Source organism: Bdellovibrio sp., assembly GCF_036384735.1.
Lineage (GTDB): Bacteria > Bdellovibrionota > Bdellovibrionia > Bdellovibrionales > Bdellovibrionaceae > Bdellovibrio.
Window position 1 is genome coordinate 1 of sequence record NZ_DASVLT010000039.1, and the last position, 26179, is coordinate 26179.

27 protein-coding genes are annotated in these 26179 nt (G+C 44.1%); 15 read left to right on the plus strand and 12 right to left on the minus strand.

Features of this window, described 5'->3' with window-relative positions:
• The coding region (locus tag VF412_RS11340) for a hypothetical protein (RefSeq protein WP_331339358.1) at positions 1-909 on the plus strand (909 nt) is incomplete at its 5' end.
• A 96-nt stretch (positions 910-1005) separates the two neighbouring features.
• Here VF412_RS11340 and VF412_RS11345 read toward each other — a convergent pair.
• Genes VF412_RS11345 through VF412_RS11355 form a run of 3 tightly spaced genes read right to left on the minus strand, consistent with a single transcriptional unit; the run spans position 1006 to position 2938 of the window.
• Complete coding sequence (locus tag VF412_RS11345) at positions 1006-1860, minus strand: TIGR02147 family protein (RefSeq protein ID WP_331339359.1); 855 nt, start codon at positions 1858-1860, stop codon at positions 1006-1008.
• A complete protein-coding gene (locus VF412_RS11350; protein ID WP_331339360.1) occupies positions 1851-2354 on the minus strand; it encodes a hypothetical protein in 504 nt (167 codons plus the stop codon). Before VF412_RS11350 ends, VF412_RS11345 begins: the two co-directional genes overlap by 10 nt.
• Positions 2354-2938: a hypothetical protein gene (locus VF412_RS11355; RefSeq protein ID WP_331339361.1), complete on the minus strand. Its 585-nt coding sequence runs from the start codon at positions 2936-2938 to the stop codon at positions 2354-2356. The genes VF412_RS11350 and VF412_RS11355 overlap by 1 nt, the downstream gene beginning before the upstream one ends.
• Positions 2939-3133: 195 nt before the next feature.
• On the opposite strand from VF412_RS11355, the gene truA reads away from it, so the two are divergent.
• The 3 genes from truA (at position 3134) to rpsI (ending at position 4884) form a co-directional block, all read left to right on the plus strand.
• Positions 3134-3919: a tRNA pseudouridine(38-40) synthase TruA gene (gene truA / locus VF412_RS11360; RefSeq protein WP_331339362.1), complete on the plus strand. Its 786-nt coding sequence runs from the start codon at positions 3134-3136 to the stop codon at positions 3917-3919.
• 110 nt (positions 3920-4029) lie between these two features.
• On the plus strand, positions 4030-4470 hold the full coding sequence (gene rplM / locus VF412_RS11365) for a 50S ribosomal protein L13 (protein WP_331339363.1): 441 nt from the start codon (positions 4030-4032) through the stop codon (positions 4468-4470).
• A 15-nt stretch (positions 4471-4485) separates the two neighbouring features.
• Complete coding sequence (gene rpsI / locus VF412_RS11370; RefSeq protein ID WP_331339364.1) at positions 4486-4884, plus strand: 30S ribosomal protein S9; 399 nt, start codon at positions 4486-4488, stop codon at positions 4882-4884.
• 162 nt (positions 4885-5046) lie between these two features.
• Here rpsI and VF412_RS11375 read toward each other — a convergent pair whose 3' ends face one another.
• Positions 5047-6492 carry a methyl-accepting chemotaxis protein gene (locus VF412_RS11375; protein ID WP_331339365.1) on the minus strand — a complete coding sequence of 482 codons (1446 nt, stop codon included), beginning with the start codon at positions 6490-6492 and terminating at the stop codon, positions 5047-5049.
• A 235-nt stretch (positions 6493-6727) separates the two neighbouring features.
• On the opposite strand from VF412_RS11375, the gene VF412_RS11380 reads away from it, so the two are divergent.
• The 3 genes from VF412_RS11380 (at position 6728) to VF412_RS11390 (ending at position 8759) form a co-directional block, all read left to right on the plus strand.
• The gene (locus tag VF412_RS11380) at positions 6728-6976 is read left to right on the plus strand and encodes a hypothetical protein (protein WP_331339366.1); all 249 of its coding nucleotides are present in this window, start codon (positions 6728-6730) and stop codon (positions 6974-6976) included.
• A 21-nt stretch (positions 6977-6997) separates the two neighbouring features.
• Entirely contained in the window at positions 6998-8356 is a 1359-nt protein-coding gene (locus VF412_RS11385; protein ID WP_331339367.1) for a DUF3373 family protein, read from the plus strand.
• A 145-nt stretch (positions 8357-8501) separates the two neighbouring features.
• Positions 8502-8759, plus strand: coding sequence for a DUF2249 domain-containing protein (locus tag VF412_RS11390; protein WP_331339368.1), 258 nt, complete (start codon positions 8502-8504; stop codon positions 8757-8759).
• A gap of 34 nt (positions 8760-8793) precedes the next feature.
• Here the strand turns inward: VF412_RS11390 and VF412_RS11395 are convergent, their stop codons facing one another.
• Complete coding sequence (locus VF412_RS11395) at positions 8794-9327, minus strand: hypothetical protein (RefSeq protein WP_331339369.1); 534 nt, start codon at positions 9325-9327, stop codon at positions 8794-8796.
• An 8-nt stretch (positions 9328-9335) separates the two neighbouring features.
• On the minus strand, positions 9336-10010 hold the full coding sequence (locus VF412_RS11400; protein ID WP_331339370.1) for a Crp/Fnr family transcriptional regulator: 675 nt from the start codon (positions 10008-10010) through the stop codon (positions 9336-9338).
• Positions 10011-10165: 155 nt separating this feature from the next.
• Here VF412_RS11400 and VF412_RS11405 point away from each other — a divergent pair, with 155 nt between their 5' ends.
• Positions 10166-11302 (plus strand): NnrS family protein, encoded by a 1137-nt coding sequence (locus VF412_RS11405; RefSeq protein ID WP_331339371.1) that lies wholly within the window; start codon positions 10166-10168, stop codon positions 11300-11302.
• Here the strand turns inward: VF412_RS11405 and nrdD are convergent.
• The 3 genes from nrdD to VF412_RS11420 all read right to left on the minus strand — a co-directional run bounded on the left by nrdD (position 11299) and on the right by VF412_RS11420 (position 14411).
• Positions 11299-13125 carry an anaerobic ribonucleoside-triphosphate reductase gene (nrdD, locus tag VF412_RS11410; RefSeq protein ID WP_331339372.1) on the minus strand — a complete coding sequence of 609 codons (1827 nt, stop codon included), beginning with the start codon at positions 13123-13125 and terminating at the stop codon, positions 11299-11301. The genes VF412_RS11405 and nrdD overlap by 4 nt on opposite strands.
• 10 nt (positions 13126-13135) lie before the next feature.
• Positions 13136-13591: an anaerobic ribonucleoside-triphosphate reductase activating protein gene (gene nrdG, locus VF412_RS11415; RefSeq protein WP_331339373.1), complete on the minus strand. Its 456-nt coding sequence runs from the start codon at positions 13589-13591 to the stop codon at positions 13136-13138.
• A 160-nt stretch (positions 13592-13751) separates the two neighbouring features.
• Positions 13752-14411, minus strand: coding sequence for a Crp/Fnr family transcriptional regulator (locus VF412_RS11420; RefSeq protein WP_331339374.1), 660 nt, complete (start codon positions 14409-14411; stop codon positions 13752-13754).
• Between the two features lie 237 nt (positions 14412-14648).
• Between VF412_RS11420 and nirK the strand changes: the two genes are divergently transcribed.
• From nirK to VF412_RS11445, 5 genes are all read left to right on the plus strand, one after another.
• Positions 14649-16031 carry a copper-containing nitrite reductase gene (gene nirK, locus VF412_RS11425; protein WP_414640840.1) on the plus strand — a complete coding sequence of 461 codons (1383 nt, stop codon included), beginning with the start codon at positions 14649-14651 and terminating at the stop codon, positions 16029-16031.
• Between the two features lie 4 nt (positions 16032-16035).
• Positions 16036-16794 (plus strand): formylglycine-generating enzyme family protein, encoded by a 759-nt coding sequence (locus VF412_RS11430; RefSeq protein ID WP_331339376.1) that lies wholly within the window; start codon positions 16036-16038, stop codon positions 16792-16794.
• Positions 16795-16798: 4 nt separating this feature from the next.
• Positions 16799-17365, plus strand: coding sequence for an SCO family protein (locus VF412_RS11435; RefSeq protein ID WP_331339377.1), 567 nt, complete (start codon positions 16799-16801; stop codon positions 17363-17365).
• A gap of 235 nt (positions 17366-17600) precedes the next feature.
• On the plus strand, positions 17601-17852 hold the full coding sequence (locus VF412_RS11440) for a hypothetical protein (protein ID WP_331339378.1): 252 nt from the start codon (positions 17601-17603) through the stop codon (positions 17850-17852).
• Positions 17853-17866: 14 nt separating this feature from the next.
• A complete protein-coding gene (locus VF412_RS11445; protein WP_331339379.1) occupies positions 17867-19183 on the plus strand; it encodes a DUF3373 family protein in 1317 nt (438 codons plus the stop codon).
• 176 nt (positions 19184-19359) lie between these two features.
• On the opposite strand, the gene VF412_RS11450 is transcribed toward VF412_RS11445, so the two are convergent.
• Positions 19360-19749 (minus strand): hypothetical protein, encoded by a 390-nt coding sequence (locus VF412_RS11450; RefSeq protein ID WP_331339380.1) that lies wholly within the window; start codon positions 19747-19749, stop codon positions 19360-19362.
• 221 nt (positions 19750-19970) lie between these two features.
• Between VF412_RS11450 and VF412_RS11455 the strand changes: the two genes are divergently transcribed.
• The gene (locus tag VF412_RS11455; RefSeq protein ID WP_331339381.1) at positions 19971-22274 is read left to right on the plus strand and encodes a hybrid sensor histidine kinase/response regulator; all 2304 of its coding nucleotides are present in this window, start codon (positions 19971-19973) and stop codon (positions 22272-22274) included.
• A gap of 55 nt (positions 22275-22329) precedes the next feature.
• Positions 22330-22863 (plus strand): hypothetical protein, encoded by a 534-nt coding sequence (locus VF412_RS11460; RefSeq protein WP_331339382.1) that lies wholly within the window; start codon positions 22330-22332, stop codon positions 22861-22863.
• A gap of 85 nt (positions 22864-22948) precedes the next feature.
• Here the strand turns inward: VF412_RS11460 and alaS are convergent, their stop codons facing one another.
• A complete protein-coding gene (gene alaS, locus VF412_RS11465; RefSeq protein WP_331339383.1) occupies positions 22949-25702 on the minus strand; it encodes an alanine--tRNA ligase in 2754 nt (917 codons plus the stop codon).
• Complete coding sequence (locus VF412_RS11470; RefSeq protein WP_414640839.1) at positions 25689-26153, minus strand: regulatory protein RecX; 465 nt, start codon at positions 26151-26153, stop codon at positions 25689-25691. Before VF412_RS11470 ends, alaS begins: the two co-directional genes overlap by 14 nt.
• Positions 26154-26179 lie beyond the last annotated feature (26 nt).

A 26179-nucleotide genomic window follows, 5' to 3' on the forward strand; every position in this document is an offset into this window, starting at 1 on the left:
GAACAATCAGGTCCTGTAAACTTGAATGAAAATGTTCCCGAGGCTGGTGGCAAAGCTGAAATCGAGAGCAACGTCATTCCTGTCGAGCCGGAAAAACAATCCGCAAAAGAACAGCCCGCGGTGATTCCTGCTGAGGAAGCACCAACACAAGTGGCTCCCTATTATGCGCCGAAAGCTGAAGACACGGTTCGCCAATCACCAAAAGGTGGCGTTGAGTATATTCATCATCCGCAGGCCGCTAAGGGCTTATTGCGTATTGAGCCGGATGGCACCTACGTTTACAAGACATCTGAAAAAACCGGATACAGCACAACGGGAACTTTCCGTGTGGGTTCCATGACAGATGCACCGAAGATCACTGGTTCGAACGGAGTGACGTTCACGATGATGTATCAAGGAGCTCCGGTTCCTATTTTCCTTTTCGACTACGAGATGAGACCGTTCAAATCAATTCCGCAAATCATCGGTCAATTTGGAATGGGCTTGTTGTATGCCCAAGGTAACGGTCGCTTCTCATGTAATGGCTGCTCTGTAGATGGCCAAGAAGCAAAAGAGAAATACACTTTCCTGGCAATTCCTTTGGATGCAGGTCTTACCTATCGTTTCCAATATGCTGATAGACAGTGGTTTGTTCCTTATGTCTCCGGCGGAGGAATGTACATTCCTGTGGCGGAACTTCGTGATGATGACTCAAGTCCACACGGCACAGGCACACCCGGAGTTTACGGAGCTGCGGGTGCAATGTTCAGCATCTCTTCTATCAGTAAAGACACGGCCTTCACCTTGCGCAATGAATACGACATCGCCAACCTATGGCTCACAGCAGAGTTCCGCTACATGAAAACATTCAACGACCAATTGGACTTCACAACGGGAGTAATCTCCCTCGGCATCGGCGTCGATTACTAAAAGGTGCCTGCCATTTTTTTGGGTCTACAATGCGTTAATAGAGTGATTTTCTGTTCTATCGGCTTTCTACAGAGATAATCGTCCGAATTTCGACGGCTATTTTTTATTTTGAAAATGCATTAGATAAGTTCCCATCTGAACAAGCTCTTCGTGGCTTTCCAATGTCTGGCTCCAACCGATAATTTCATCTTGGAATTGGCGGATCTTTTCCTGCAGCTCGGGCAGTTTATTTCTGGGAACGGGAATGTTGAGCAAGCCCAGCTCTTGATTTTCGAACCCTAATTTGTCGATGTGTTGAGACCAAACTTTCAAAACTTGCGCGTGATATTCCTGCATGAAACTGTGGTTGAAAATATCCAATCCTGTATCAAGTACGGGTTCAGTTTGCAGAAAGCGTGAGCCTTCTTGTTTTAAATATCCGCTTGCTAACAAAAACTTCAAAGCATCTTCAGCTTCTTCAGACGATATGATGTTTTGTAATTGAGCCGCAATATATTCGCCACTGGGTTCGAAGCCTTGAAGCAAAGCCAGCTCGCGAATAGGCATAAAGTACCACTTGGCTAAGATCTCGGAACCATCTAGCTGCACAAAATTCGTAAGAAGTTTTTTAAGACATGCATGCAAATGTTTTTGTGCTTTGACCAAGGCCTCTTGGTTTTCTGCATTTTGCAAGCGCACCAATGCTTCGAAGTAATTTACTTCTTTTGCATTTAGGCGCAAAGCTTCAGCAAGGCGACGGGCTGTAGTTTCTGTCAGATTTCTTTTGTCTTGAATCACGAGCTGCAAATAGTTCGGACTTTTTAATCCCACAAGGCTTGCGAACTGACGATAGGAAAATCCAGCGCGCAAAGATTTTTTATAATCAAAAAAATCACGCAAGAAGACGCGGTAGCAAGAGTACCGCGCGATTTCGGGATATGGATTTTTTGTTTTTTCAGGAACTACTTCCATGAGCAACCTCCACTTATAGTCAGTGAGGTGAGTGCTTCGCGCATCACTTGCTCTGTTTGTGCTGTCGGCGTGCCTTTCATGACAAAGCCTTTACCCGAACCCCATGTAGCGAGATAAGCAATCGCGCCATTTGTGTGAAGTTTCATCACGACCTGACAGGATGGTGACGAAATCTTCTTCCACCCACTTTTTTCAAAACGGGCGACGATTTTCTCTGCAGATAAAGAGGTCGCATCTGCAAATTCATTGGAGAACTCAGAAATCTCAAAGAACTGAGTTCCCATGCTAGAAGTCAGGCCTCTTTGAATTATAGAGACAGGTCCCAAGCAGCGAACGGAGTCATTTTGAATATCGGCGATTTTGAATAGACCGCTAATGTTCATTTCAAAGCCAGATCTCACACTTTGTATTTTTCCGCCGCCAATTCGAGACACAGCTTGTGCAGATAACGCTGCGACAAGAAGAAAAAGAGTAATAATGAATGGGTTTTTCATTATTGACCTATAAATTCAACGGTAGCGTTAATAACTTCAGGATTGGTGATCGTGCAATTTTTCGATTGGGATGAGTTTTGGGTAGGGTCGCAAACAACACTTTGTTCTGGGCCTGCAACGTTAACGATGCTCTTTGTATTAAGGTCTTTTGAAAGTGTTACGAAAGAAAAGGATTTAGTTGGTGAGTTCTGTGCATCTGAATCGGCAAGCACAATTACTCCCATAAGGGAAAACACGGGGGTTTTTTCAGCTTCTCCGTGCAGGTTGACCATTTCTATGGCTGCTTGAAAATTTACGATGGCCTCGATATTTTTGTTTTCATATTGAGTCTTGCATGTAACACCCGAAGTCCCCCATTGTCCCTCAGGTTGACGAATGTCCCAAACGTTAATGTCTAACTCTTTTGTACAGATATTCTCTTCAACAGAGTCGAAACGATCACCCGTGCGAACGATCCTAGATTTTTGAATCGTCACTTTCACTTTGCCATGACTATAAACCGGGGCGGAAGGAAGCTCACCTTGGGACTGAGCAAAAGAGATGGAAGCGATAAGTAGAATTGTGAACGCGATAATTAATTTCATAAAAACCTCATGTCCTTTGAATTAAATTTTTGATTCTAGCTTCTTGCTGGCGCCGGAGATGAGCGTACCTCACGAGTCCGGCGAGTCAATCACGCCAGAATACATTTCGAAGACTCCTTGTCTTCACCTCTGAAATAACGCGCTGTAGACCCAAAAAAGTGGCAGACACCTTTTTGGTGTGGTACACCCGTTGCGATGACGAAAGTTCGATTTACTGTTTCTTATGATGGCACCGGGTTTTGTGGGTGGCAGAAGCAGAAGCCTGAGGATCAGGTTTCTGTGGCTCAGGTTATTGAAGAGGCGCTGGCGAAGGTCTTTAATGAAAAGATTGTCTTGTTTGCTTCAGGTCGTACCGATGCTGGGGTTCATGCTTTGAACCAAGTTTGCCACTTTTCTACGCAGCGCCACATTGATCCTGCTAAAAAGTGGGACCTGTGTTGGGCTTTGAACGCTCACTTGCCGCCATCGGTGGTTGTAAAAAAAGCCTGGATTGCTCCCGAGGATTTCCATGCGACTTTGTCGGCAACTCACAAGACATATAGATATCTGATCCTCAATCGCCCTCGCCCGAGCGCTCATTTAAACCGCTATGCCGAGTGGGTGCGTTTACCAATTAACATCGATCATCTTCACGCAAGTTCTAAATTTCTTGTGGGAAATCATGACTTTAAGAGCTTTCAATCGGTAGGAACACCGGTCAAAGACACCATCCGCGAGATCTTCCGTGCAGACTGGGAGTGGCGCAAACCTGGGGTTTTGCAGTTCACTGTCACTGGCGATGGATTCCTGAAACAGATGGTTCGTAATATCGTAGGAACCTCGCTTATGCTGGAGCGAAAGGGCTTAGACCCCTCTAAAATGCAGGAGATTATCCACGCTCAGGACCGCAAAAAAGCGGGTCCGCCAGCTCCGGCTCAGGGTCTTTATTTGATGAGGGTTTATTATCCTCAGGACCTTGACAACAGGTGCCTAGAACTTTAAAACATCCCTTCCCGCAAAATAGTGTAAGAGCCCGTTGTTAAACTCAAACATATTTTTGCCGAATGAACGGACGGTAAAACCGGTCATTCAATAGAAACTGGAGACTCTCAATGAAAACTTTCAATGCAAAAGCAGATGAAGTTGAAAGAAAATGGTGGATCGTTGATGCCGCTGACCAAAAGGTTGGTCGTGTTGCGACTCACGTAGCGAATATCCTTCGCGGTAAAAACAAAGCAATCTTCACTCCAAACGTTGATACTGGCGATTTCGTTATCGTTATCAACACGGACAAGATGGAACTTTCAGGAACTAAATGGGATGACAAAAAATACTACAGTCACTCTCGTTTCTTCGGTTCTTTGAAAGAAATGACAGCAGCTCAAGCGAAAGAGAACGATTCAACGTTCATCATTCACGAAGCTGTTCGCGGAATGCTTCCAACAAACAAGCTTTCTCGTCACATCATCATGAAAATGAAGACATACACTGGTGCTGAGCATCCTCATGCTGCTCAAAAGCCTCAACTTCTAACTCTTCCAACTAAGAAGTAATCGGGAAGGTAGACAATGGCAGCAACTGAAAAATTCTTTTATGCTACTGGAAGAAGAAAAACGTCATCTGCACGTGTTTTCTTGAAGCCTGGTAAAGGCAACATCACAATCAACGGCAAAAAAGCTGACGATTATTTGACTCGTATGCAATCACGCATGGTTATCGTACAACCTCTAGATTTGTTGAACCAAATTGGTAAGTTTGATGCGAAAATCACTGTTGCTGGTGGCGGTGAGTCTGGTCAAGCTGGTGCGATCCGTTTGGGTATCACTCGCGCTTTGATCGCTTTCAATTCTGAATTCAAAGCTACTTTGAAAAAAGCTGGCTTCATCACTCGTGACCCACGCATGGTTGAACGTAAAAAATACGGTAAAGCCGGTGCACGTCGCAGATTCCAATACTCAAAACGTTAATTCTCACTCTGGCAGAGCCGGAGTTCAAACAAGCGTTTTGGGGTTCACTTCACAGTGGATCTGGAATGGAAAAAGGGAGCTGTTTCAGCTCCCTTTTTTTATTTCTAATAACGATCCTAATCCGATAGAACCCAGGTTTTTCAAACCTCAAATCGAGACTTTCTAAGCGGCGTCTTTTTGCTCTTCAAGATGTTCATTTGCGGCTTTGTGACCCTTCAACATCAAATTTAGTTCGTTCGTTGCTGAGCCCAAAGATTGAGCTTCTTGCAATAACACTGCTGATGATTGCGAAAGATCTTCTGCTACAGATGCATTCGTTTGAGTTGTTTTGTCGATGGCATTCATCGCCTGGCTTAGCTGTTTGATTCCCTGTGCTTGCTCTTGGCAGGCGCTTGCGATTTCCACGTTTAATGAAGAAACCTTTTGAATAGAACTTATGATTTTATTGAGTGCTTCACCTGAGTTATCGGCAACTCGAGTTCCGCGCTCTGCTTGATCAACGCTGGCTTTAATCAAAGCATGGATCTCTTTCGCAGAGTCCGCTGATCTTTGGGCCAGAGTGCGAACAGCATCCGCTACGACAGCAAAACCTTTACCTTGCTCACCTGCACGGGCGGCTTCGACAGCGGCGTTCAGGGCTAGAAGATTTGTTTGGAAAGCGATGTCGTCGATCACAGCGATGATCTCACCGATTTTTTTAGAACCGGAGTAGATCTCTTTCATTGATGTGATCAAAGTCTCGATCTCTCGGCCACCATTTGTGGCCGCATCAGAGCTTTGGCTGGAAAGGTCGGCAGCTAAACGGGCACTTTCTGCACTTCTTTGGATCATGCTCGACATTTCTTCGATAGAGGCGACAGTTTCTTCAATGGAAGCTGCTTGAGTCGTAGAAGATTGAGACAGCTTTTCATTCGAGCTTGAGATGTTAATGGACTTGGAGTTCGTTTCGACAACTGAGTGATGAACTCGTTCAACCACAGCTTGCAAAGCATTGACTAGTTTCTTTTGGAAAATGAAGCCAAGACCCATGATCGAAACAACCAAAGCGGCGATCAGGCCAATCAATAAATTTTCTTTCTTGGCGCTATCTGTTTGAGCTTGATTCAACATTTGAGTTGTCGCCTTGTTAGCTTCAGAGGCAATTTTATCAAGCTTATCAAATACAGATTCAGAGATTGGATTCAAATTATTGAGAATTAAATTCGAAGCAGATGGAAGGTCATTTTTCGCAAGCTTGGCTTGAACATCACTCCAAGTTTTTTCATACTTTGCTAAATCACCTTCGATCGGTTTGCATTGATCGCCGCATTTGGAAACTAGAGTTTTTAACTCTTTCCAGAATCCGCCAACCAGTTCAACGCGAATGTCGCGCGAGTCTTTGTCTTGATCCGCTGCAAGCGGAAGAATATTTGAATGAACAAGCGCCATAGATTTGATTAAGGCACTCTGTCTTTGTAGATTCGTAATTCCGTGATCGCTCGCTTTTAAAACTGAATCCAGAGCAGTCCTGCTCGTGTAAAAAAATGCAGTTCCAACGAACACGATGAAGAGCGCACATACGCAATTGAAAATAAAAAGAGCCTTACCAATTCCGAATTTTTTGAACACGTGAACTCCTTTAAGTTGCGTAGTACCTTTCGGTTAAAAATTAACAAACTTTAAAAAGCTCTAAAATATCGGAAATTTATCCAACTCCAGGTCTAGCCTCGCGGCCATCTGAACGGACTCAGGACATATGTCTGGCGAAAGATCCTGACCTTAGTCATATATTGTTAAGATTTATTGCTTAATTCCTAAGGCCCCCTCAGTCTCTCTTTATCAAAAGTTCATGGAGGACGTGTTTATGAAGAACTGGGTCTTGTTGACTCTGTCATGTTTGATTTTGATTTCTGGAAGAGCATTCGCGGAAGGAAAAGTCGAGGCTGTTCAAGTAGCAGTTAAAAAAGCTTGTTCAAAAGATATCCCTAATGACGAAGCTCTTCGTCTCGTGAAGGGTTTATTTCTCTCTTGTGTCCCAGGCGACAAAGTAGATGTGGATGGATGTAAAGTTCCATGTCTTAAAGAGAACTCTGGCGCGGTTGTTGGACAATAATTTTTTTTGGAGAGAACACACATGAAAAATAATTTTAAAAAAATTTCTGCAGTATTGGTAGCTGGTGCTTTGATGGCACCGCAAGCTTTTGCACAAACTAAATCTTTGGAAGAACGTGTTTCTGAATTGGAAGCGAATCAATCGCTTAATATTTTCAGCTTCTCTGGTACTTTCCAAACTCGTTGGGATGATTTGATCAAACTTGAGCAAAATTCTCCAGCGACTGATAACTTGGGACAAAGCGCAGTTGTTGATCGTAAGGGCGAAAGCTATATGCGCATGAAATTTCAATTGGAAATTGATGCGAATGTTTCTAAGTATATCAAATTCTATTCTCGCTTAACGGCAACTAAGCAGTTTAACTCTTTCTATCAGCAGGGTTATGCAAGTACGGATGTTGGTGGTAACGACTTGACGGCGCCAAGTGATTACAGAAGTTCAGCGGTCTTCTTGGAAAAAGCTTACGTAGATTTGATGATCCCAGATACAAACTTTACCTTGTCAATTGGTCGCTTGCCGACTGTTGACGGTCAGCCGGAAAACTACAAAGACGGTCGCGCAAGAATGGGTACATACCCTCAATTGAGCTATGACTCTGTCTTGGATGGTTTCGCTTTGACTTACAAAGCTGATGAATACATGCCGACAGATCATAAGTTGGCAGCGCGTGTGATTTATACTCCGTTTTCTCAATACAATGTGGGAACTGACGGCTATGTTTCTGGAGTAACAAATCAGCTTGGAGAGAAATTGAACACGCAAGTTGATACAACAGCTGCGATGATTGATTACTCTAACGACAACAAGTGGGGTATGGATAACTTTGGTTTGGTGTTGATGTATTTCCAAACAGGTTCTTTGTATTATCCAAATCCAGCTTATACATCAGGTGGTGCGGCAGGTGGTGCATCATCTCTGAACTTGAGCGTTGGTGGTACAACTATCGCGACTGAGTTCAACGGTATCGCGCACACAGGTTGGGATTTGTCTGCATCTTATTTACTGTCTAACTTGAAATCTCACGGCTCTATGTATGGCATGGGATTTGGAACGGCAGCTGCGGATGATTCAATGAATGGCGGCGTGTTGTTGCTTTCTACTCGCTACAGATTGGGTTCTTGGATCCTAGGCGCTGAGTATGTAAATGGATCAAAAGATTCATTCTATTATGCGGCGAATGAAGAAGATTTGACGAGTTTCTACAGTACAAAAGGTGATGCTTACCATCTTTACGTGACTAAGAAGTTCACAAGCAACTTGTCTCTTCGTGTAGGTTATATGGATCAAGAGTATAAGTGGACTCCGACAGGTCTTGGTGCAAACAAAGACTCGGATAGAAAGATCCAAACTGGTTACGCAAATATGAGATTGGATTTCTAATTAGGTCAGTTTTCGTTTCCTGACTTAATAAGGCCCTTGGTATCCAAGGGCCTTTTTTATTGAAATACTCTCAAGAAACTTCTGTTCTTGATCGTGATCAAGGATTTCCTTCTACCAGCTAGGTACATTTCTTGGAGGAGGACTTATGAAAGAATTTGCAATCCGCGCCCAAGAGATCCCCGGGCCGCAAAGGCATTCCTTTATTTTACAAAGCTTCGAAAATCTTGAACCAGGTGAAGCTTTAGTCATTATTAATACTCACGATCCCATTCCGTTGATTCGACAGATGCAGGATATTCACGGCCCTCAATTGGGTATTGAGTATCTGGCAAAGGGACCTACAGAATGGCAGGTTCGCTTTATCAAAAATAAAGTCGAAGGTTGTTGCGGATGCTGTGACTAGAAGTGACGGCACTGGGTGCCGGATTCGATTGAAGTCAAAGCTGAGTTTTCTGTCGACAGAGAACAAAGAGACAGTCTCTTTCCTTAACGAGATGAATTTTTAAAAGATCGACATAATTATCTAAAAGTTTTTTTCCCAAGGACTGATCCTCTGTCATCTGCTGCGGATCACAATCTAAAATATAAAGAAGACATTCTTTGAGCCGACTGCTTAATTGATGCTCTTCCATCGGAATGCTGAGCGGGCTGCTTGACTGAAGCCACGTGAAATATTCCGGATCATTAAATTTAAAATCTGGATACGAGAGTACAAACCGCTTCAAAGCGGTTTGTACTGCAGCCGAATGATTGAAGTCCAATCGTAGTCCCATAAAATAAGTGCATTTCGGTCCTCCCTGGGTAAGCCAGGTTTGTTCGGCGATCCATGGAAAGAGTTGCTTTTCCTCTTTTTCATGATGAGTCTCAACGAAATTTAAAAATTTTAAGAATTGAGTTTTATCAAGAGGAGCATTTTGAAGCTCGGCTATTTCCTTCTCGATCCAAATATGTTCCTGCTCAAGTTCATCCAAGAGATTCTTCATCTTACCGCCCTTAAGCTTTCTAAATCGAGGAGTTCAAGAAATTTATCCTGGGTGTGAATCCAACCCTTGCGGGTCCAGTCACTTAAAACCCGAGCGACGGTCTCTGGTTTCGAACCGATCTTGGCAGCGATATCCCGACGTGAGAGGGGAATTTTGATTTTATTGCCGTAAATAGGTGCTTGCCGTTGGTGCATGCGTAATAAAAATTCGGCAATGCGATGAGGGACGGTCTTTTTTTGAAAGGCATGATCCAATTGCAGATCTGAGAGATGCATGGACATCTGTGTCCACAACGCCTTCATAATAGAGTTGTGTCTATGAAGAGTCTTATGAAAATCCAAGGTCGGAATTTTCAGGAGTCCGCAGTGATCAACGGCCACGGCATCACTCAGGTAAGTGCCAGATGAACTGTTTTCGATAGAAGCACCAAAGATATCTCCACGGGAAAGAAAATGATAGATGACAGTCTCGGCAGGATTTAATTTTTGTTGCAATTTGATTGTACCAAATAGGATCACAAACACGAAGTCGGCGGCGTGCTTTTTCTCTGCAATAACTGCTCGTGGCTTATAGGTTACAAAATCGGACTTCTCTTGAAGTTCCAAGAGAGCTTCAAGAGGGCAGGTCTCAAAAGCCGGCAGACTGCTGAGTTTCAACTCTGTAGGGTGCATGAGATCTCCTTATGTTTGGCAAGTGCTATTCGTGGTATCTTCAGTTAATAGAAGGGTTGGAAGGATTCCAACTTCATTGTGAAAGAACTTGATCTGGATCAAGTTTAAAAAGAAAGGGACGTTTTAAATTAACCTCAACCTAGGAGATTAGGATTATGAAACTCCCAACATTTGAGCCATATCGCATTTTCTTTCTAACTGGTGTTCTACTTGGGTTGTGGGGTGCTGGGGTGTGGATTCTTTTTTATCTGCATCAAGGGCCCTATCCTGTCGTGGCCCATCCGGCATTGATGATGGGTGGGTTTTTGCTGTCGTTCGTTTGCGGATTTCTGATGACGGCGGCTCCTAAATTTACGGGAAGTTTTCCAATGACCTCCTGTGAAATGGCTTGGAGTATTTTCCTCAATTTATTTTTAATTGCGTCTTCATTGTTATTTAATGCCAAGATCTTCTATCTCGGCAGTGCTGTGACCTTTGTTACTTTGATTGCTTACTTTCTAAGACGTTTTGTAAGACGCACGCAGAATCCTCCAGCTCCCTTTGTTTTTATCGGGCTTGGTTTGGGCATGGGCTTGTTGGGATCTTTGGGTATGCTCACTGAAGAGTTTTTCCAACTTCCTGATCAGGTCTTCCATTTTGTAAGATCCCTCTACTTGCAAGGTTATATTCTAAGTTTGATTGTTGGAGTCGGAAGTCGTTTGGTGCCAGCCCTTCTTGGACATTCCGCCTTGCCGAATCAAGCGCAAGCGGCAACACCTTCTTTAAGGTTGCGTCCGTTTTTTATTTTGATGTTTGGGTTTGCGCTGTCTTATCTGATAGAGGCCTTTGTCGATTTGAACAGCGGGCTTCTTCTTAGAAGTGCCGTGGTTTTATTTGTCATGCTTTCTTACTGGAAAATTCATGTTCTTCCGGTGAAGCGTACGCGCTTGGCTTGGGGATTGATTATTTCAGCGTGGTTGATGTTGATCGGCTTATGGGGAAGCCTTTGGTCGATGTATCGAATTCATTTCTTGCACGTATTTTTCATCGGTGGCTTAGGGCTTATGACATTTATGATTGCAGTGAGAGTGATTTTATCTCATGGAAATCATGGTTTGGTTTTGGAATCTAAATCTAAAGTGATTCCCACGGTCATCGGACTTGTATTTGCGGCGGCTTTGACAAGATTGAGTGCTGGATTTATTCCTGCGGTTTATCTGAGTCATCTTGCCTATGCCGCCACGGTCTGGTGTGTAGCCGTTGCTTTGTGGGCGATGGTATTCGTTCCTAGAATTTTAAGGGGAGGCCCTTAGGCCTCCATCTCTACTGTTTCAAGTGCTCTGCGAGTTTCTGATCGCTCATTTCGATGATAAAATCTTTTGGATTCTTCCTTTTGTCGAGCCGAGCTGAATGCTGAAATTCTCTTTAGATATCCAATCACCCGTGTTCCATGATCGACGTTATCTGTACCGCACTTTGCACAGTGATAAAGCGTTCGTTTGTCGATATGTTCGCACTCATTGCAAAGGGTGATTTTGACATTGACGCACCAGTAATTGCAGCCGGTGATGGCGGCAGCGTGGATCAAGCGGAAATAACCTTCTGTGGTTAGCTTTTCTTCAAGATTCAAGTGAAGAGCTGAGCCGCCGTCGAGATATTTCATCATTGCTTCTCCGTGCAAGACCATTTTATCGAGGGCATTTACAGAGTCATCTTCGACGATATAAAAATAAGAATTATAGCAATCTCTGGGGCTGAAAAGACCGTCTTGGCGATCCCAGCTGGCATTTTTAACCCCCAGGTTTTCTGCGGGGACGAATTCGGTATTGAACATATAATGGTATTGTTCACGGGCTTCTCTGTTCAGATCAAAAATAATTTTTAATTTTTCCTGAACAAACTGTTTGTATTCAGAGGTGTCGGCAACGCGAAGACCTTGGGATTCAGCCGCTTCAACCATGCCGTTGATTCCGATGGTAAGAAATTGCTTTTTCAGTTGAATATAGCCAGCTGAGTATGCTGTCAGAAGTCCCGCGGCTTCATAATCCTCCATTAAGCGGCGATAAGCGACTTGGTATTTGTGAATTTTGCGGACCTGCTCGCCCAGTGAAATGTTGGTTTGCACCAATCTGTTCATGTTAATAGTTATGACGTTGATAGATCCTGTGGAGACACCGCCGGCCCCCAGTGAGTAACTGAAAGTGTTATCGGAAATTTCATTGCGCAATCTGCAACAGCTCGCCAGGCTGTCGGCAGATTCACTCATATACATGAAGAAAGAGTTGCCTTGGCTCAACTGTTCAGCACACATTTTGTGGAAGCGAAGATCTTTTGGAGTCTTGTTTTCAACAAGCATGGCTGCGGTGACCACCGGAAAGGTCAAAATAGATTTTTTTCTTTCTTCATTAAACCAACTAAGAAAGAATTCCTGAAGTTCTTCAATGCTGTCCCATTGAGGGCGTTCTCCGTCAGGAAAGACAAAATCCTGAAAGAGAGATTTAAAATAGTATCTGTCATACAAGGAAATATTCCAAAATACGGATTGATAGCCGCGTGCCGCTGCTGGCTGATTGATGGCGTAGACCACATGTTGCAGGTGGTTTTCGATTCTTTTGCGTGCAGTCGTCAAATAGTTCGCGCCAAAATCCTTTCGTGCGAAGTGATCGAAATACATGATGAACTCGACCGTAGCGATGGCACCAGCAAATTGAGAAGAGATGGCGAAGACCATGTTAATGAAAGAGCCGCAAAAACTTTCAAGATGTCGGGGAGCTTTGGACTCTCCTCCTAAACTTACCAAGCCATTAAGTAAGAGTGGATACATTGAAATGGAGGCACAATAAGGCTTCAAGGAGGTTTCATCGTGAACATAGATCTCGTGAGCCTCAATTTGTCTGAGGTATTCGTCAGCCAGATCTTGTCCGAAGAGATCACCAATTTTTTTAGCGATCAATCTGCGATTGATCTGAATATTGATATCCTTGTTGATTTCTGCTTCCAGGGTCGCAATATTTTTGTGGGTTACGTTGGCATTAGCGTCAAGCTTTGAGCCGTCGGCTGCATTCTTTGAAGAAATGTAGTGGTTGATAAAATCCATTTTCTTTTGAAGTTGTTGCTCTGTCAGTTGCATGAACATGATGTCCTCCTTATTCATGTTGATTTAAAAATAGATGATTTAATTTTTTTCCCGTGCGGAGATCCCAGAAAACTTGATTGGTGGTGGGGGAGCTAAGTCCTCCCATTTCTGCGATCCAAGGGCTAAGTTTTAGATAGTCCAGCTGAGCACGTATGTTCTGCGTGATATCGTCGAGTCCTGTATAAAGGGCTGTTTTGAATGACTGCCCTTTTGCGATTTGTAAATAGAGCTGTAAGGTATCGGGGTGCCATTCTCCGCCAAGAAAGAGAATGCAAGTGGCTTTGTCTTGATAGCGATTTAAAAGTTCTTGATAGAAATTGATACTCAGTGAAGTTCCATTGCGCTCGCTCCATAGTTCAGTAGAATGACAACCTTTGCAGCGTAAGGGACAACCACACACATAGAAGGCGAGACTGATTTCGTTAGGAACTTCTTGAAAAACGATGTCGTATTTGTAAATTTTCACGAGGCACCTCGATCCTGCTTCTTTCAAAAGATTAAGCAGGAGGCGCTCGCGGGTGCACTAAGTATTGTGGCTTTCAGTGATCTGCAACACTAAATGCAGCGGGAACGAGTAAAGACCGTGATCTACATCAATCTTGCTTTGCTCGTTCCGGAATGGAAATTTAAAAATCTTGTTTCAGAATTTGGATCTGCTTGTGATTCATTTTTATAAGATCTTCTGATTCTAAATCACTGAGAACTCTTGAAAAAGTTTCGGGACGCAGACCCAACATGAGAGCTACTTCATGCTTCTTTCCAGTGAGGTGGATAAGAGAGGCGCTTTGGTCATCGCGAAGGCGTTTTAAATAATTGCAGACCCGTTCACGTGCCGAAGGTGAGTTGATGTTTTCAATGATGGCATTCAGTTTGTCCATCCACAGACAAATGCTTTTAATGACGGATTGTGCGAGCTCGGGATGCTTTGAAAGTATCGGCTTAAAATGCATCTTAGGTATATAGAAGACTTCACAAGCCACATTAGCGACAGCGCTGTCAGAATATTTCTCTGCCCCAAAGAGACTGTTTTCTCCGAAGGTGCTACCGGGGTGAAGAATGTCCAACAGGATTTCTTTGCCGTTGGCAGACAATCGGTAAATTTTGACGGAGCCTTTCGCAAGAAGAAAAATTCCGTGAGCCACCTCATCCTGGCCAAATATTTGAGTTCCCTTCTTGAACTCCTTTTTTATCAGGATCTCCAAAATTTCATCAGCGACCTTCGCCTCTTGAGTGGAGCAGATGGGACAGTTTGCGGTAGGAGGTCCTTGAATTTGTGTCTTAAGCATAGCCCTTCCCTCTTTTTTACAACCATACCATAATTTCTTCGATCGGAGTGGGGACGAACGTATCAAATTGGAATCTCCATCGGGGAGGCCTAGATGGAAGGCGCCTTAAATCAAAGGCAAAAAGAGCATTTCGTGATCCTGATCATATTTTCATATGAGGAAGGGTTTTAATCTAAGACTGTAGAAACTCGGGAAATAAGGAGCGAACTTATGAAGTCTGCAGCAGTAAAGATTTTCATGGCGATGACAGTTTTATTCTCTATTGCTTATGCATTAGCTGATGACAAGATCCAAGGTGAGGAGAAAGCCGTCCTGACAGACGCACCTGAGGTCCCGCCGCCTATTACACGCAATCATCCTACAAAGGTCATCGTACAACTTGAAACCCGCGAAGTGAAAATGCGTCTTGCGGACGGAGTAGAGTATAACTTTTGGACCTTCGGTGGCAAAGTACCTGGAAAGTTCATTCGAATTCGTGAAGGGGATCTTGTTGAGTTTCATCTTATGAATCATCCCTCCAACAAGCTGCCACATAATATCGACCTTCACGCAGTGACAGGGCAAGGCGGTGGTGCGGAAGGTTCCTTTACAGCTCCAGGACACAGTTCCACTTTCAGTTTTAGAGCTTTGAGTTCGGGATTATTTGTCTATCACTGTGCAACGGCTCCAGTAGGCATGCATATCGCCAATGGTATGTACGGTTTGATTTATGTTCAGCCGAAAGAGGCTCTTCCCAAAGTGGATCATGAATTTTATGTGATGCAAGGGGATTTCTATACAAAAGGAAAAAATGGCGCCCCTGGTTTGCAACCTTTTAGCATGCAAAAGGCTGTTGATGAAAAGCCTGATTACGTTGTTTTCAATGGCAGTGTCGGAGCTCTTATCGGTGATAAAGCTTTGAAAACAAAAGCTGGCGAATCCATTCGCCTATTCGTCGGAAACGGAGGACCGAATATGGTTTCTTCTTTCCACGTTATTGGTCAAATCTTCGATAAGGTCTATGTCGAAGGCGGAAAGCTAGTGAACGAAAATGTTCAAACGACTTTGATTCCTGCTGGAGGATCTTCGATCGTAGAATTTAAACCCAAAGGTCCTGGAACTTTCATTATGGTCGATCACTCTATCACAAGAGCCTTCAACAAAGGGGCTCTGGCAATGATCAAAGTTGACGGCGAAAAGAATCCAGAAATCTATTCAGGCAAAACATCGGATGGTATCTATCTTCCAGAGGGCGCTACCATTCAAGACGTGGGCGGCGCGGTCCCAGAAGAAATTCCTGTTAGAACATTGGAAGAGAGAATTAAAAACGGGAAACGAATTTTCGAGACAACTTGTTTTGCTTGCCATCAGATGAACGGTCAGGGATTGCCTGGCGCCTTCCCTCCGCTTGCAAAATCCGACTTCCTGAATGCTGATAAGAAACGCGCCATTGGCGTCGTCTTGCACGGTTTGCAGGGCAAAGTGAAGGTGAACGGAAAAGAATTTGATTCTGTTATGCCGGCTCAGGTGTTGAATGATGACGAGATCTCAAGCGTTCTTAGCTATGTATATAGTGCTTGGGGTAATTCGAAGAAGTCTGTAACGGCTGAAGAAGTGAAGGCCGTAAGATCTGGAAAGTAATGATATGAAACTGCCGGGTGTGTGCTTGTTTATTTGTCTTCTTGTGATGACTGTCGACGTTCGTGCCGACGGTCATCAGGGCATGAAGCTTGTGCCTGAAGGTGAATTTAATATGCCGGCGATGAAGGAGAAAGCTCCGCGCAAAGTGAAGGCGTTTTGGATGGATGAGCATGCAGTAACCAACCAAGAGTTCCTGATTTTTACTGAGTCTCATCCTGAATGGAAAAAGTCCCAAGTAAAGAAAATATTCGCCGATAAAAACTATTTGGAATATTGGCACCGGGATAATGACTTTGGCATTGGGAATTTTAAAAATGCTCCGGTGGTTGAAGTCAGTTGGTTCGCTGCCCGTGCTTATTGCGACAGCTTGCAGAAGCGTTTACCGACCATTGAAGAGTGGGAGTATGTAGGAACCATCCCTTTTAAAAAGGGGGGCAGCATTCAGTCTCTTATTCTGGAGTGGTACGGCGAAACCGCTCGTTGGCCGCTAAGACCGGTTATGCAGGGTTCGCCAAATTTGTTCGGGCTCTATGATCTGCATGGGGTTATCTGGGAATGGGTTGAAGACTTCAATTCTTCTCTTGTCACAGGAGAATCCCGTGCGGACAGTGCGCTGGATAAAAATTTATACTGTGGTTCCGGAGCCGTCGGTATGGATCCATCAGACTATGCGGCCTTCATGCGCTATGCATTCCGCAGCAGCCTGCAGGCGAAATATACAGTTCAAAATTTAGGTTTTCGATGTGTGAAAGACAAGGAGTGAGGGTATGAAACTTCTGAATATAATGTTTGCAACAATAGCAATTTCTATAGCGATGATAACTGCGGCCAAAGCCTCTGCCGAAGTCCCAGAGGAATCCATTTATAATATTTCTTCCAAATTTCTAAATACTTCGGGGCAAGAGGTCTCGCTATCCGAACTGCAAGGACATCCCGTCGTGATCTCGATGGCCTACACTCGTTGCACTTACACGTGTCCTCTGATTTTGTCGCAAATGCAGCAATTAGAAAAAGAACTGCAAAAGCGAGAAATAAAAGACGTGCGTTTTGTCTTAGTCAGTTTTGATCCTCAGAATGACACTCCTCAAAGTCTGCAAAAATATATGGAAAAGAAAAAGCTTGGATCGGACTGGAGACTTTACACCGGGAAGTCGGATAAATCTCTGCGGGAAATCGCCAATGTTCTCGGAATTAAATATAAAAAAGTTGAAGATGGATATTTTGATCACTCGTTCATCATTACCGTTCTGGATAATAACGGTGTAATTCGGGGACAACAGGTCGGAGCTGATAAAGACCCCAAGGACCTTGTGAAGTTCATCAAAGGTCCTTAAGCAAAGACCTTCAATGTTATTTATCAAAATATGAGAAGTGGTCTTAAAGACTTAATTCCTGCTCGTCAGTTCATGTTTGTTACTCTTACTCGTCTCATCAGATGGTTTGCGATTTTTAAAATAAGCTCTTTTGTTTTTGCTTTGCATTATTCAAAACAGTTGCAGCATGAATGCGAAATAAAATAGCGTTTTGAAATACTCGTTTTCAAACAACAGGAAATTACAGGGAGAACTTATGAGAAGAGTGATATTGCTGATCGCAATATTCAATACCTTTTTGGCGATTCAGCCAGCTCACGCGGGAAAAACCGAAGATATCCAAGCAGAAGTTAAAAAAGTATGCGGAAAAGATATCTCCTCAAACGATGCATTAAGGCTGGTAAAACAGCTTTATCTAGCATGTACAGAGGGAACTAAAGTTGAAGTCGAAGCAGGCTGTTCATTGAACTGCATGAAGTCTGCCGGCGGTAAAGTCATCGGACAATAGTGAGGAGACATACAATGAAATTTACAAAATTATTTGCAACAGTATTCGCCTCATTGGTCGCAGCAAACTCTGTAGCTTTTGCAGCGGCTGACGACATGGCAACAATGAAAGCCCGTTTGGATGAAATGGAAAAACGTCTTTCTGACGTTGAAACTCAAAACATTCTTCAAAACGTTATCTGGTCAGGTGTTTTGATCAACCGTTACGAGCATTTTACAAACAACAACATGACATCCACTGATACGTTGGATGGATATTCTACTGCCGTTGCTATTAACGGTGATTTCACGATCAATGAAAAAACTAAGGTTTATACAACGATCGCGATGAGTAAGTTCTGGAATCTAGAAGGCCGTAACGAATCTTGGCCAAACTGGAAGAAGTCAGAAGAAGGTTCTTATCAGATGAATGGTTCTGCGCCATATTTCGATAGAGCTTACCTGGCTTACAAGTTCGACATTCCATTAACTTTCTCCATTGGGCGTATGCCAACAAACAATGGTATGCCGATCAATCAGCTTGATGGTATCGCTCGTCAAGGAACGTACCCTCGTTTTGCTTACAACGCTATCTTCGATGGCGCGGCTTTGTCTTACGACTTCAAGCTTCCCGAAGGACATACGTTGTCAGCGAGCTTCTTCTACACTCCATGGGTGAACGTCGATCCTTATGACCGCACTCATCAGTGGCAAGATACTAACAACGGCAACTATAAAACAGGAACAACTCCTCAGTACACGTTCCTAGCGGATTATGCTTACACTGGAAGTTCTCTATTCAAGAAGTTCAGTGCCGAGTACATGTGGTACAACTACCAGAATTTCTACTGGTGGGGCGACAACCCAAGTTCTCCGAAAACTGCGAATAACAATCAGACAATCACTGGTGGACCGAACCGTTACGATGGAACTGCCAACATGCTTTATCTAGGTCTTGATGATATCGCAATGACTGGTATTTCTGGTTCTGTGAGCACTCAGCTTTATGGATCTCACTATGTTGATGGCAACCCGCCTAAAGACACTTGGGCTTCATCATACTTGTTCTCTTTGTCTAAGGCATTTGGCGCGAATGGCAGAACTATCATCGGTGCTGAGTACATCAATACAGATAAGTACTACTATCTTGATGAATCAGCGGCTCTTGAGTTGATCCCATTCTACTCTCAGCCTAACAGTAAAGGTTACCACATCTTTGCGACACAAAGACTGACCAACAACATCGGTCTTCGTATGGGTTACTACCGTTTGATCACAAAATCTGACACTGATGCTGCAATCAGCGCAGCTGACTACAACTCATACTACGCACACTTGCGTGTAGATTTCTAGAAATCGAACTTAGTTGTATCCTCGAACTTGTATCGAGTAAGAGGTGGGCCCCTTGTGAACCAAGGGGCTTTTTTTATTTCAGTGTCTGTTCTGCAAAGAAAAAACCCACAATTCGTTAGAATTGTGGGTTTTAATAAGATCGGTCGCTGGTCTTTCCAGCCGAACTTTGATTAAGGCTATTTAGTGCAATTCAATTGGTAGATGTTGCTGTTCGCAAGCAAAAGACCAGTGAAGTTGCCATCTTGACCTTTGTTGATAGAGAAAATACCTGCATTAGTGATAACACCTTCAGCAGTTTGAGATGTCTTGTCTGTCATCGCCAAGAATTGCAAAGCACCTTGAGCAATTTGCGATGTGATAGCACCTTTGTCTGCTTGAGTGAAGAATTGAGAAGTACCAGTTTTCTCAACCAAGTTAACAGTTACGAAGTCAGCAGATTGGTCCGCGGCCAAAGTCACTGTCAACTTCACAGAGTTAGTTTGAGAGGGAACAACGCAGTTGAAAAGAGTTGTATCAGCGAAAGCTGAAGAACCGATGAGCAAAGAAGCCAAGATCAATGATTTCATTTTTAATTCTCCTTTAGGATTTACTGGACCCGTGAAGGCTAGTCACTGTCCATGAACTAGGCAAATCAAATGCAATGCGAAAACTAAGGAAGATCCACAGGTGTCCAAAGTGGCCCCAATTTTATTCCCCAGAGGTAAGTCCAAGTACCATGTTGTAACGCACAACTGAGGGAAAATTGGTTTATGATGGAATGGCTGTCGAACTGATTTCTTAGGGGACCATGAAGAGAAAAATCACTTTTCTGCACTTATTCTTGCTCAATCATTTTGTGCTGACTGTGATAGTCCTTGGCGTCATCGGTGCCTATGGTGCTTACCTTGTGAATCTGGAACAGCGGTCTGTGCGCGAGAGAATTGAACCGCGCCTTTCTCAAGAAGCCGAGCGCCTGAAAACGGGCTTCGTGAATCTGGAAAATAATGTTCAAAAATTAAAAAACGTCGTGCAGATGCTCGAATTCATGCCGATGAACGTCCGTGCGAAAAGCTTTAAAGACTTCGCGAGCGAAACTCTGGCGCCATTTCCGATGGAATACAATGCATTCTTTGCATTGGGCCCAGAGCTGTCTAAAAAATATTTTCACCGCAACGCCTATGTTTTAACTGTTCATCGTAACGCTGCCATCGAGGGAAGTCCTAAATACATGGAGGCGGGATCTTTCATCAGCGAGGAATTCAATACTCCTGGCTACGACAAAGACCCTTCGATTCAATGGTGGGCGATGAACAAATACAGTCCCGGATTGAACTTCAGCGACTTTTATTTCGATAAAGGTTACATGGAAAAGGTCATGTTTACGACAGCCACGGGTCTTTACAAAGAAGGCCAGCTTCTGGGCGTGGTGGGCATTGATACTCTGACGTCTGAAATTGCGAAAAAATTAAATGCATTTCAGCTTGGAAAAACGGGTGGTTTGATCGTTGTTGATGAAACAGGTCACGCGGTATTGCCGTTGCTTGCTCGTGATATCCCAATGCTGGGGTATCGCTACGAGAAAGCCACGACACATTCACAGTTTCAGTCGATGCCTCGGTTATTTAGCAAATCCTTGGCTATCGGCGATACAAAGATGCAAGAGTTTTCGGGGGCAGATAATCATACCTATCTAACTATAGCGAAGCCGGTATCTATCAAAGGTCATGATTGGTTCTTGGTTTTTTATCAAGATAAAACCGAAGCTTATGGTGGTCTTTACCATCGCTTGCTTATTCTGATTATGTCGGTTTTCGGTGCGTATCTGCTGGGTTCTTTGACTTTGTATCTAACGGGTCGCTACGTGATTTCACGCGAAAAAAATGATTTCGAAGAACTGCGCCTTTCTCGCGACAGTGCGCAAGCCGCGACAAAAGCAAAATCAGCATTCCTTTCGACGATGAGTCACGAGATTCGCACTCCGTTGAATTCGATGTTGGGCTCTGCGGATCTTTTAACAGAAACACGCCTAAGTCACGAACAGCGCGAATATGTGAATTCGCTGTTAAGCGCTGGCGAGTCTTTGTTGCGAGTTCTGAATGATATCTTGGATTTTTCAAAAATCGAAGCCGGTAAGATGATTTTGGAATCGAAAGAGTTCTTGCTCAGTGAAATTGTGCGTGAAGCAGAGTTACTGGTAATGCCTTCCATTTATCGCAAAGGTCTGCAGTTCCACGTGCATTATCCTAAAATGGATTGCCTGGTAACGGGGGATGCCCTTCGCTTGAAGCAGGTGATTTTGAACTTGCTGGGGAATTCTGTGAAATTTACGGATACAGGCAGTGTTGATTTCTCGATTCGTCTGACGGAATTGCAAAATTCCACGAAACGCCGTCTGCATTTCGAAGTGAAAGACACCGGCGTTGGAATTTCAAAAGAAAATCTGGAACGTATATTTGATGAATTTGGCCAGGAAGACTCTTCGGTCACTCGCAGGTTTGGCGGTACGGGGTTGGGCCTTAGTATTTCTAAGAAAATTGTCGAGTTGATGGATGGACAAATGAAATGTCAAAGCACTCAGTTTGTGGGATCGACATTCTCTTTTTATATTGAGGTGCCTGTGAAGATGTCAGGTCTTTGGTTAGCCCGCGAACTTGAGTATCAGACGATTCCGGTGCAAGCGATGCAAGGACCACAGACGGAAAGCACGAAGAAAAAGCGCATTTTACTGGTGGATGATATGGAAGAAAATCATGCCCTTTTAAAGGCGTATTTGAAGTCGTTTGATAATTTGGAAATTGATTCAGCCTTCAATGGCTATGAAAGCATCGATAAGTATACGTCCGGAAGCTACGACTTGATATTGATGGACGTACAAATGCCAAAGATTTCAGGACTGGACGCCATTCGCAAGATTCGTGAAATCGAAAAGAAAGACGGATTGGCTCGGGTCCCTATCATAGTGGTGTCGGCTAATAATTTTACAGAGGATTGGGAGAAAAGCATGGCCGTCGGAGCCGACGAACATTGCGGAAAACCAATTCGTAAGAAAACGCTTATCGACCTGGTGACCAAGTATTGTTCAGAAGAACAAAGAAATCCGGTCACAAACTAACATACCAACGTCAAGTTCCCTGAAGTTATGCCGAAATGTACTTCAGGGAGTATCCATGATCAGAAATTGGACTTTAATCATCGTAGGCTGTCTCATTTTGGGATTCCAAAATTGTGGCCGCAATGGCTTCGGGCCTGATTCAAGTTCAAGTGCAAATTCCGCGATTGCGGCGACAGATGCCGTGGACGGAACGGATGAATCATCAACATCTCCGGTAACTGCTGTTGAAGTTCCGACAGCAAGTGGTCCGCTGACAGTGCAAGTGGACACCGGTGCGATCACTTTGGTGGATAACCAGAATCAAGTTATTCAAAGTGCTTGTTTGAACTCCCACGATCTTGCAGAACTTCAGTCTTATACGAAGAGCTACAATCTTTGTGGCAAAACCTCTTCCGGAGACGTGTGCACACAGTCTTATACTGCTGGCTATGCGAGTTTGATCGTAGATGGTCAGAAGTTGAATCTAGGTGAATCATTTGACGGTTGTGGAAAAGGTTATAAAGACTTCTGCGGCACGCAAGGGGATTCCTTCCGTGGTTTGGTCGATTACATTGCGAAGAACTATCAATCGATGAGCTGTGCACAGTGATTTTTTAAAAGAACAAAAACAAAAGGCACTGATTCAACATCAGTGCCTTTTTCTTTTTAGAGAGCTGCCACTTTAGATCCGCGTTTTAAACCCCTAAGAGAGACTTCACTTTACCGAAGGCTTCGTTGATCTTTGTACGATCAGGAGCAGCCCCTTGAGCGAAGTCTGGACGACCGCCGCCTTTACCACCCATAACGCCTGCAACCTCTTTTAGAAGATCGCCGGCTTTGTTGTCGGCCGTAATATCTTTGGAAACACTGACGATGATTGGATTTGAGCCTTCACCGTGACCGACAACGATGACAACGCCGCTGTGGATTTTGTTTTTAAGATCATCAGTCACTTTCGCCAAAACTTCGCGGTCATCGATAGCTACATCGGCAAGAACCAATTTAGCGGCAACGCCAGATTTAGATTTGTAAGCTAAGGCCTTCGCTGCAAGATCATCGACGTTGATTGCTCCACCTTGAAGTTTCTTGATTTCTTTCTCAAGAGCTTTTGATTGGTCTTTCAACTGTTCGATTTTTCCAGCCAAAGTTGATTTTTTATAAGCCTCAGAATCAATCGCGATTTGTTCAACATTTGATTCCAAATTTTTCAAATAGTGAGCAGACTTTTGCAAACCCGCTGCTGATAAAGCGTCATCCAAATGTTCAACGGCGCTCATCATGAATTTCACAGCCAAGTCACCAGTGATGGCCTCTACACGGCGAACACCAGCACTGACACCGCTTTCGGAAGTGATCTTGAATAAGCGAATTGCAGCCGTGTTCTTTACGTGTGTACCACCGCACAACTCGCAAGAGAAATCACCCATTGTCAGTACGCGAACGTCGTTGGCGTATTTTTCACCGAACAAGGCCATAGCGCCTTTTTCGATGGCTTTTTTGTGAGGCATTGTCTCTGTCTTAACTTCTAGTGAGCGAGCAATTTGTTCGTTCACGAGGTCTTCGATCTTTTTGATCTCTTCAGAGCTTAAAGGTTTATTGTGAGTGAAGTCGAAACGAGTTTTCTGAGCATCCACCAAAGAACCCGCCTGAGTCACGTGCACACCTAAAACCTTGCGAAGGGCCGCGTGCAATAAGTGAGTGGCCGAGTGATTGCTTGCTGTATTTCTTCTTTCGACCGGATCAACGCCAGTCACAACAGTGTTTCCAATTTGGAAATGACCGTGTTCAATTTCCACGTGATGCAAGAAGATGTCGTCGATTTTGGTTGTGTTCAAAACTCGAGCACGATTCGTATCAAGCATGATGTAACCAACGTCACCTGCTTGACCGCCACCTTCGCCATAGAAGGTTGTGCTATCAAGAATCATCAATCCAGTGTCACCTGTCTTAAGTTCTTTTACCGTCTCGTGCCCATTTGAAAGAGCCATCACGTGACCATCACCGATTGTACCTTCATAGCCCAAGAACTGAACGTTCTTGCCGCCGGTGGCATAATCTTTTGCGAACTTGATCATGTGTTGTTCATCGGCACCAAGAGCTTTGCCCTTCCAAGATGCTTTTGATTTTGCACGGTTTGCTTCCATCTCTTTTTCGAAAGCGGCTTCGTTAACCTCAACGCCATTTTCATTCGCAATCACGCGAGTTAAATCAGCAGGGAAACCGTAAGTATCGTACATTCTGAAAACAACTTCGCCAGAAAGTTCTTTTACGCCTTTGGCTTTTGCCTTCGCAAGCTCTGTCATGAGGATTTCAGTGCCTTTATCAAGAGTGGCCAAGAAACGATCTTCCTCGTCACGGATCGTGTTCAAGATATGATCGCGACGTTCAACAAGCTCTGGATAAATTTTGCCCATTGTTTCGATTAAAGCTTCCGCCATGCCAGGCAAGAATGATTTATCTGCAGACAATTTACGACCATAGCGAATTGCACGTCTCATGATACGGCGAAGAACGTAACCACGACCTTCATTCGAAGGTAAAGCGCCGTCAGCGATCAGGAATGAAGTCGAACGGCAATGGTCCGCCAACACACGAAGAGCTGATGTTGTTTCAGCGGCTTTCGGATTTTGCGCTAAGATTCTTTTATCCGTGATGTATTCCAAGTTACCAATCTTGCAAGCAAGTTGAATCATGGGTTGGAACAAATCCGTATCGTAGTTGTTGAACTTGCCTTGCATCGCCGCTGTTACGCGCTCAAGACCAGAACCCGTATCCACAGATGGTTTTGGTAGTGGAGTCAGTGTGCCTGGGGGATTTTCGAAGTATTGCATGAAGACCAAATTCCAGATTTCAACAAAACGATCTTCACCGGCCTCGATGCCTTTGAATGGATCAGCAATAGTTCCAGCATCTGGACCGTGATCATAGAAGATTTCAGTACAAGGACCGCAAGGACCGGTGTCACCCATTTTCCAGAAGTTGTCTTTGTCGAAACGGAAGATGCGATCGCGAGGTACGCCTTCTTGGTTATGCCAGATGTCGGCCGCCTCATCGTCAGAGGTATGAACTGTGACGTAAAGTTTTTCCTTAGGGATGCCCAAGTCTTTCGTTAGGAATTCCCATGCAAAGTGAATCGCATCTTTCTTGAAATAATCGCCGAAAGAAAAGTTACCCAGCATTTCAAAGAATGTGTGGTGGCGGGCCGTAAAGCCAACGTTTTCCAAGTCATTGTGTTTACCGCCGGCGCGCACGCATTTTTGCGATGTCACGGCGCGAGTGTAATCACGCTTTTCAAGACCCAAGAACGTATTTTTAAATTGGTTCATACCGGCGTTGGCGAAAAGCAACGTCGGATCATTTTCAGGAATCAAAGAAGAAGAGGGCACATGCGTGTGACCATTGCGCTTGAAATATTCAATAAACGCATTTCTAATCTCAGAGCTTTTCATAAATAACCTTTCTCACGGTCTCGGAATCAAAACCTCGGGAAGCAAGCAGGCGTCCAACGCGAGCTTTATCTTCACGAGTGAAGTCATAATCTTCGTCGTACTTATTTTTGACAATTGCCAGAGCCTTTTCAAGCTCCAAGTCACGGTCGGTCTCGACAGAGGGCAGTCCCTTTTCTTTGAGGTACTGGTTGATATAGTGAATCCCTTTGTTGCGACGGTGAAGCATGTCCGCCATACGATAGGCGAGGATGGAAGGATCACCTAGCCAGTTGTTGTCCTTGGCGTAGGCAATGGCCTCTTCAACGGCCTCAAGACCGTCGTCTTCGTCAGAGAATTTCTCGCGCAACTTTTTTCTGAGTTCCTTTTCAGAATGATCACGGCGGGCAAGAAGGTCCATGACCTTCCTTTTCGCAGCTTGCTTCGTTTTGAGCGGATTTTTCTCGTCAGACATGCGAGAGAAAATCTACCTCAGACTGC

Coding starts and splice junctions, on each gene's coding strand:
- VF412_RS11345 (WP_331339359.1), bottom strand. CDS start 1,860: ATGGAAGTAGTTCCTGAAAAAACAAAAAATCCATATCCCGAAATCGCG.
- VF412_RS11350 (WP_331339360.1), bottom strand. CDS start 2,354: ATGAAAAACCCATTCATTATTACTCTTTTTCTTCTTGTCGCAGCGTTA.
- VF412_RS11355 (WP_331339361.1), bottom strand. CDS start 2,938: ATGAAATTAATTATCGCGTTCACAATTCTACTTATCGCTTCCATCTCT.
- truA (WP_331339362.1), top strand. CDS start 3,134: ATGACGAAAGTTCGATTTACTGTTTCTTATGATGGCACCGGGTTTTGT.
- rplM (WP_331339363.1), top strand. CDS start 4,030: ATGAAAACTTTCAATGCAAAAGCAGATGAAGTTGAAAGAAAATGGTGG.
- rpsI (WP_331339364.1), top strand. CDS start 4,486: ATGGCAGCAACTGAAAAATTCTTTTATGCTACTGGAAGAAGAAAAACG.
- VF412_RS11380 (WP_331339366.1), top strand. CDS start 6,728: ATGAAGAACTGGGTCTTGTTGACTCTGTCATGTTTGATTTTGATTTCT.
- VF412_RS11385 (WP_331339367.1), top strand. CDS start 6,998: ATGAAAAATAATTTTAAAAAAATTTCTGCAGTATTGGTAGCTGGTGCT.
- VF412_RS11390 (WP_331339368.1), top strand. CDS start 8,502: ATGAAAGAATTTGCAATCCGCGCCCAAGAGATCCCCGGGCCGCAAAGG.
- VF412_RS11400 (WP_331339370.1), bottom strand. CDS start 10,010: ATGCACCCTACAGAGTTGAAACTCAGCAGTCTGCCGGCTTTTGAGACC.
- VF412_RS11405 (WP_331339371.1), top strand. CDS start 10,166: ATGAAACTCCCAACATTTGAGCCATATCGCATTTTCTTTCTAACTGGT.
- nrdD (WP_331339372.1), bottom strand. CDS start 13,125: ATGTTCATGCAACTGACAGAGCAACAACTTCAAAAGAAAATGGATTTT.
- VF412_RS11420 (WP_331339374.1), bottom strand. CDS start 14,411: ATGCTTAAGACACAAATTCAAGGACCTCCTACCGCAAACTGTCCCATC.
- nirK (WP_414640840.1), top strand. CDS start 14,649: ATGGCGATGACAGTTTTATTCTCTATTGCTTATGCATTAGCTGATGAC.
- VF412_RS11430 (WP_331339376.1), top strand. CDS start 16,036: ATGAAACTGCCGGGTGTGTGCTTGTTTATTTGTCTTCTTGTGATGACT.
- VF412_RS11435 (WP_331339377.1), top strand. CDS start 16,799: ATGAAACTTCTGAATATAATGTTTGCAACAATAGCAATTTCTATAGCG.
- VF412_RS11440 (WP_331339378.1), top strand. CDS start 17,601: ATGAGAAGAGTGATATTGCTGATCGCAATATTCAATACCTTTTTGGCG.
- VF412_RS11445 (WP_331339379.1), top strand. CDS start 17,867: ATGAAATTTACAAAATTATTTGCAACAGTATTCGCCTCATTGGTCGCA.
- VF412_RS11450 (WP_331339380.1), bottom strand. CDS start 19,749: ATGAAATCATTGATCTTGGCTTCTTTGCTCATCGGTTCTTCAGCTTTC.
- VF412_RS11455 (WP_331339381.1), top strand. CDS start 19,971: ATGAAGAGAAAAATCACTTTTCTGCACTTATTCTTGCTCAATCATTTT.
- VF412_RS11460 (WP_331339382.1), top strand. CDS start 22,330: ATGATCAGAAATTGGACTTTAATCATCGTAGGCTGTCTCATTTTGGGA.
- alaS (WP_331339383.1), bottom strand. CDS start 25,702: ATGAAAAGCTCTGAGATTAGAAATGCGTTTATTGAATATTTCAAGCGC.
- VF412_RS11470 (WP_414640839.1), bottom strand. CDS start 26,153: ATGTCTGACGAGAAAAATCCGCTCAAAACGAAGCAAGCTGCGAAAAGG.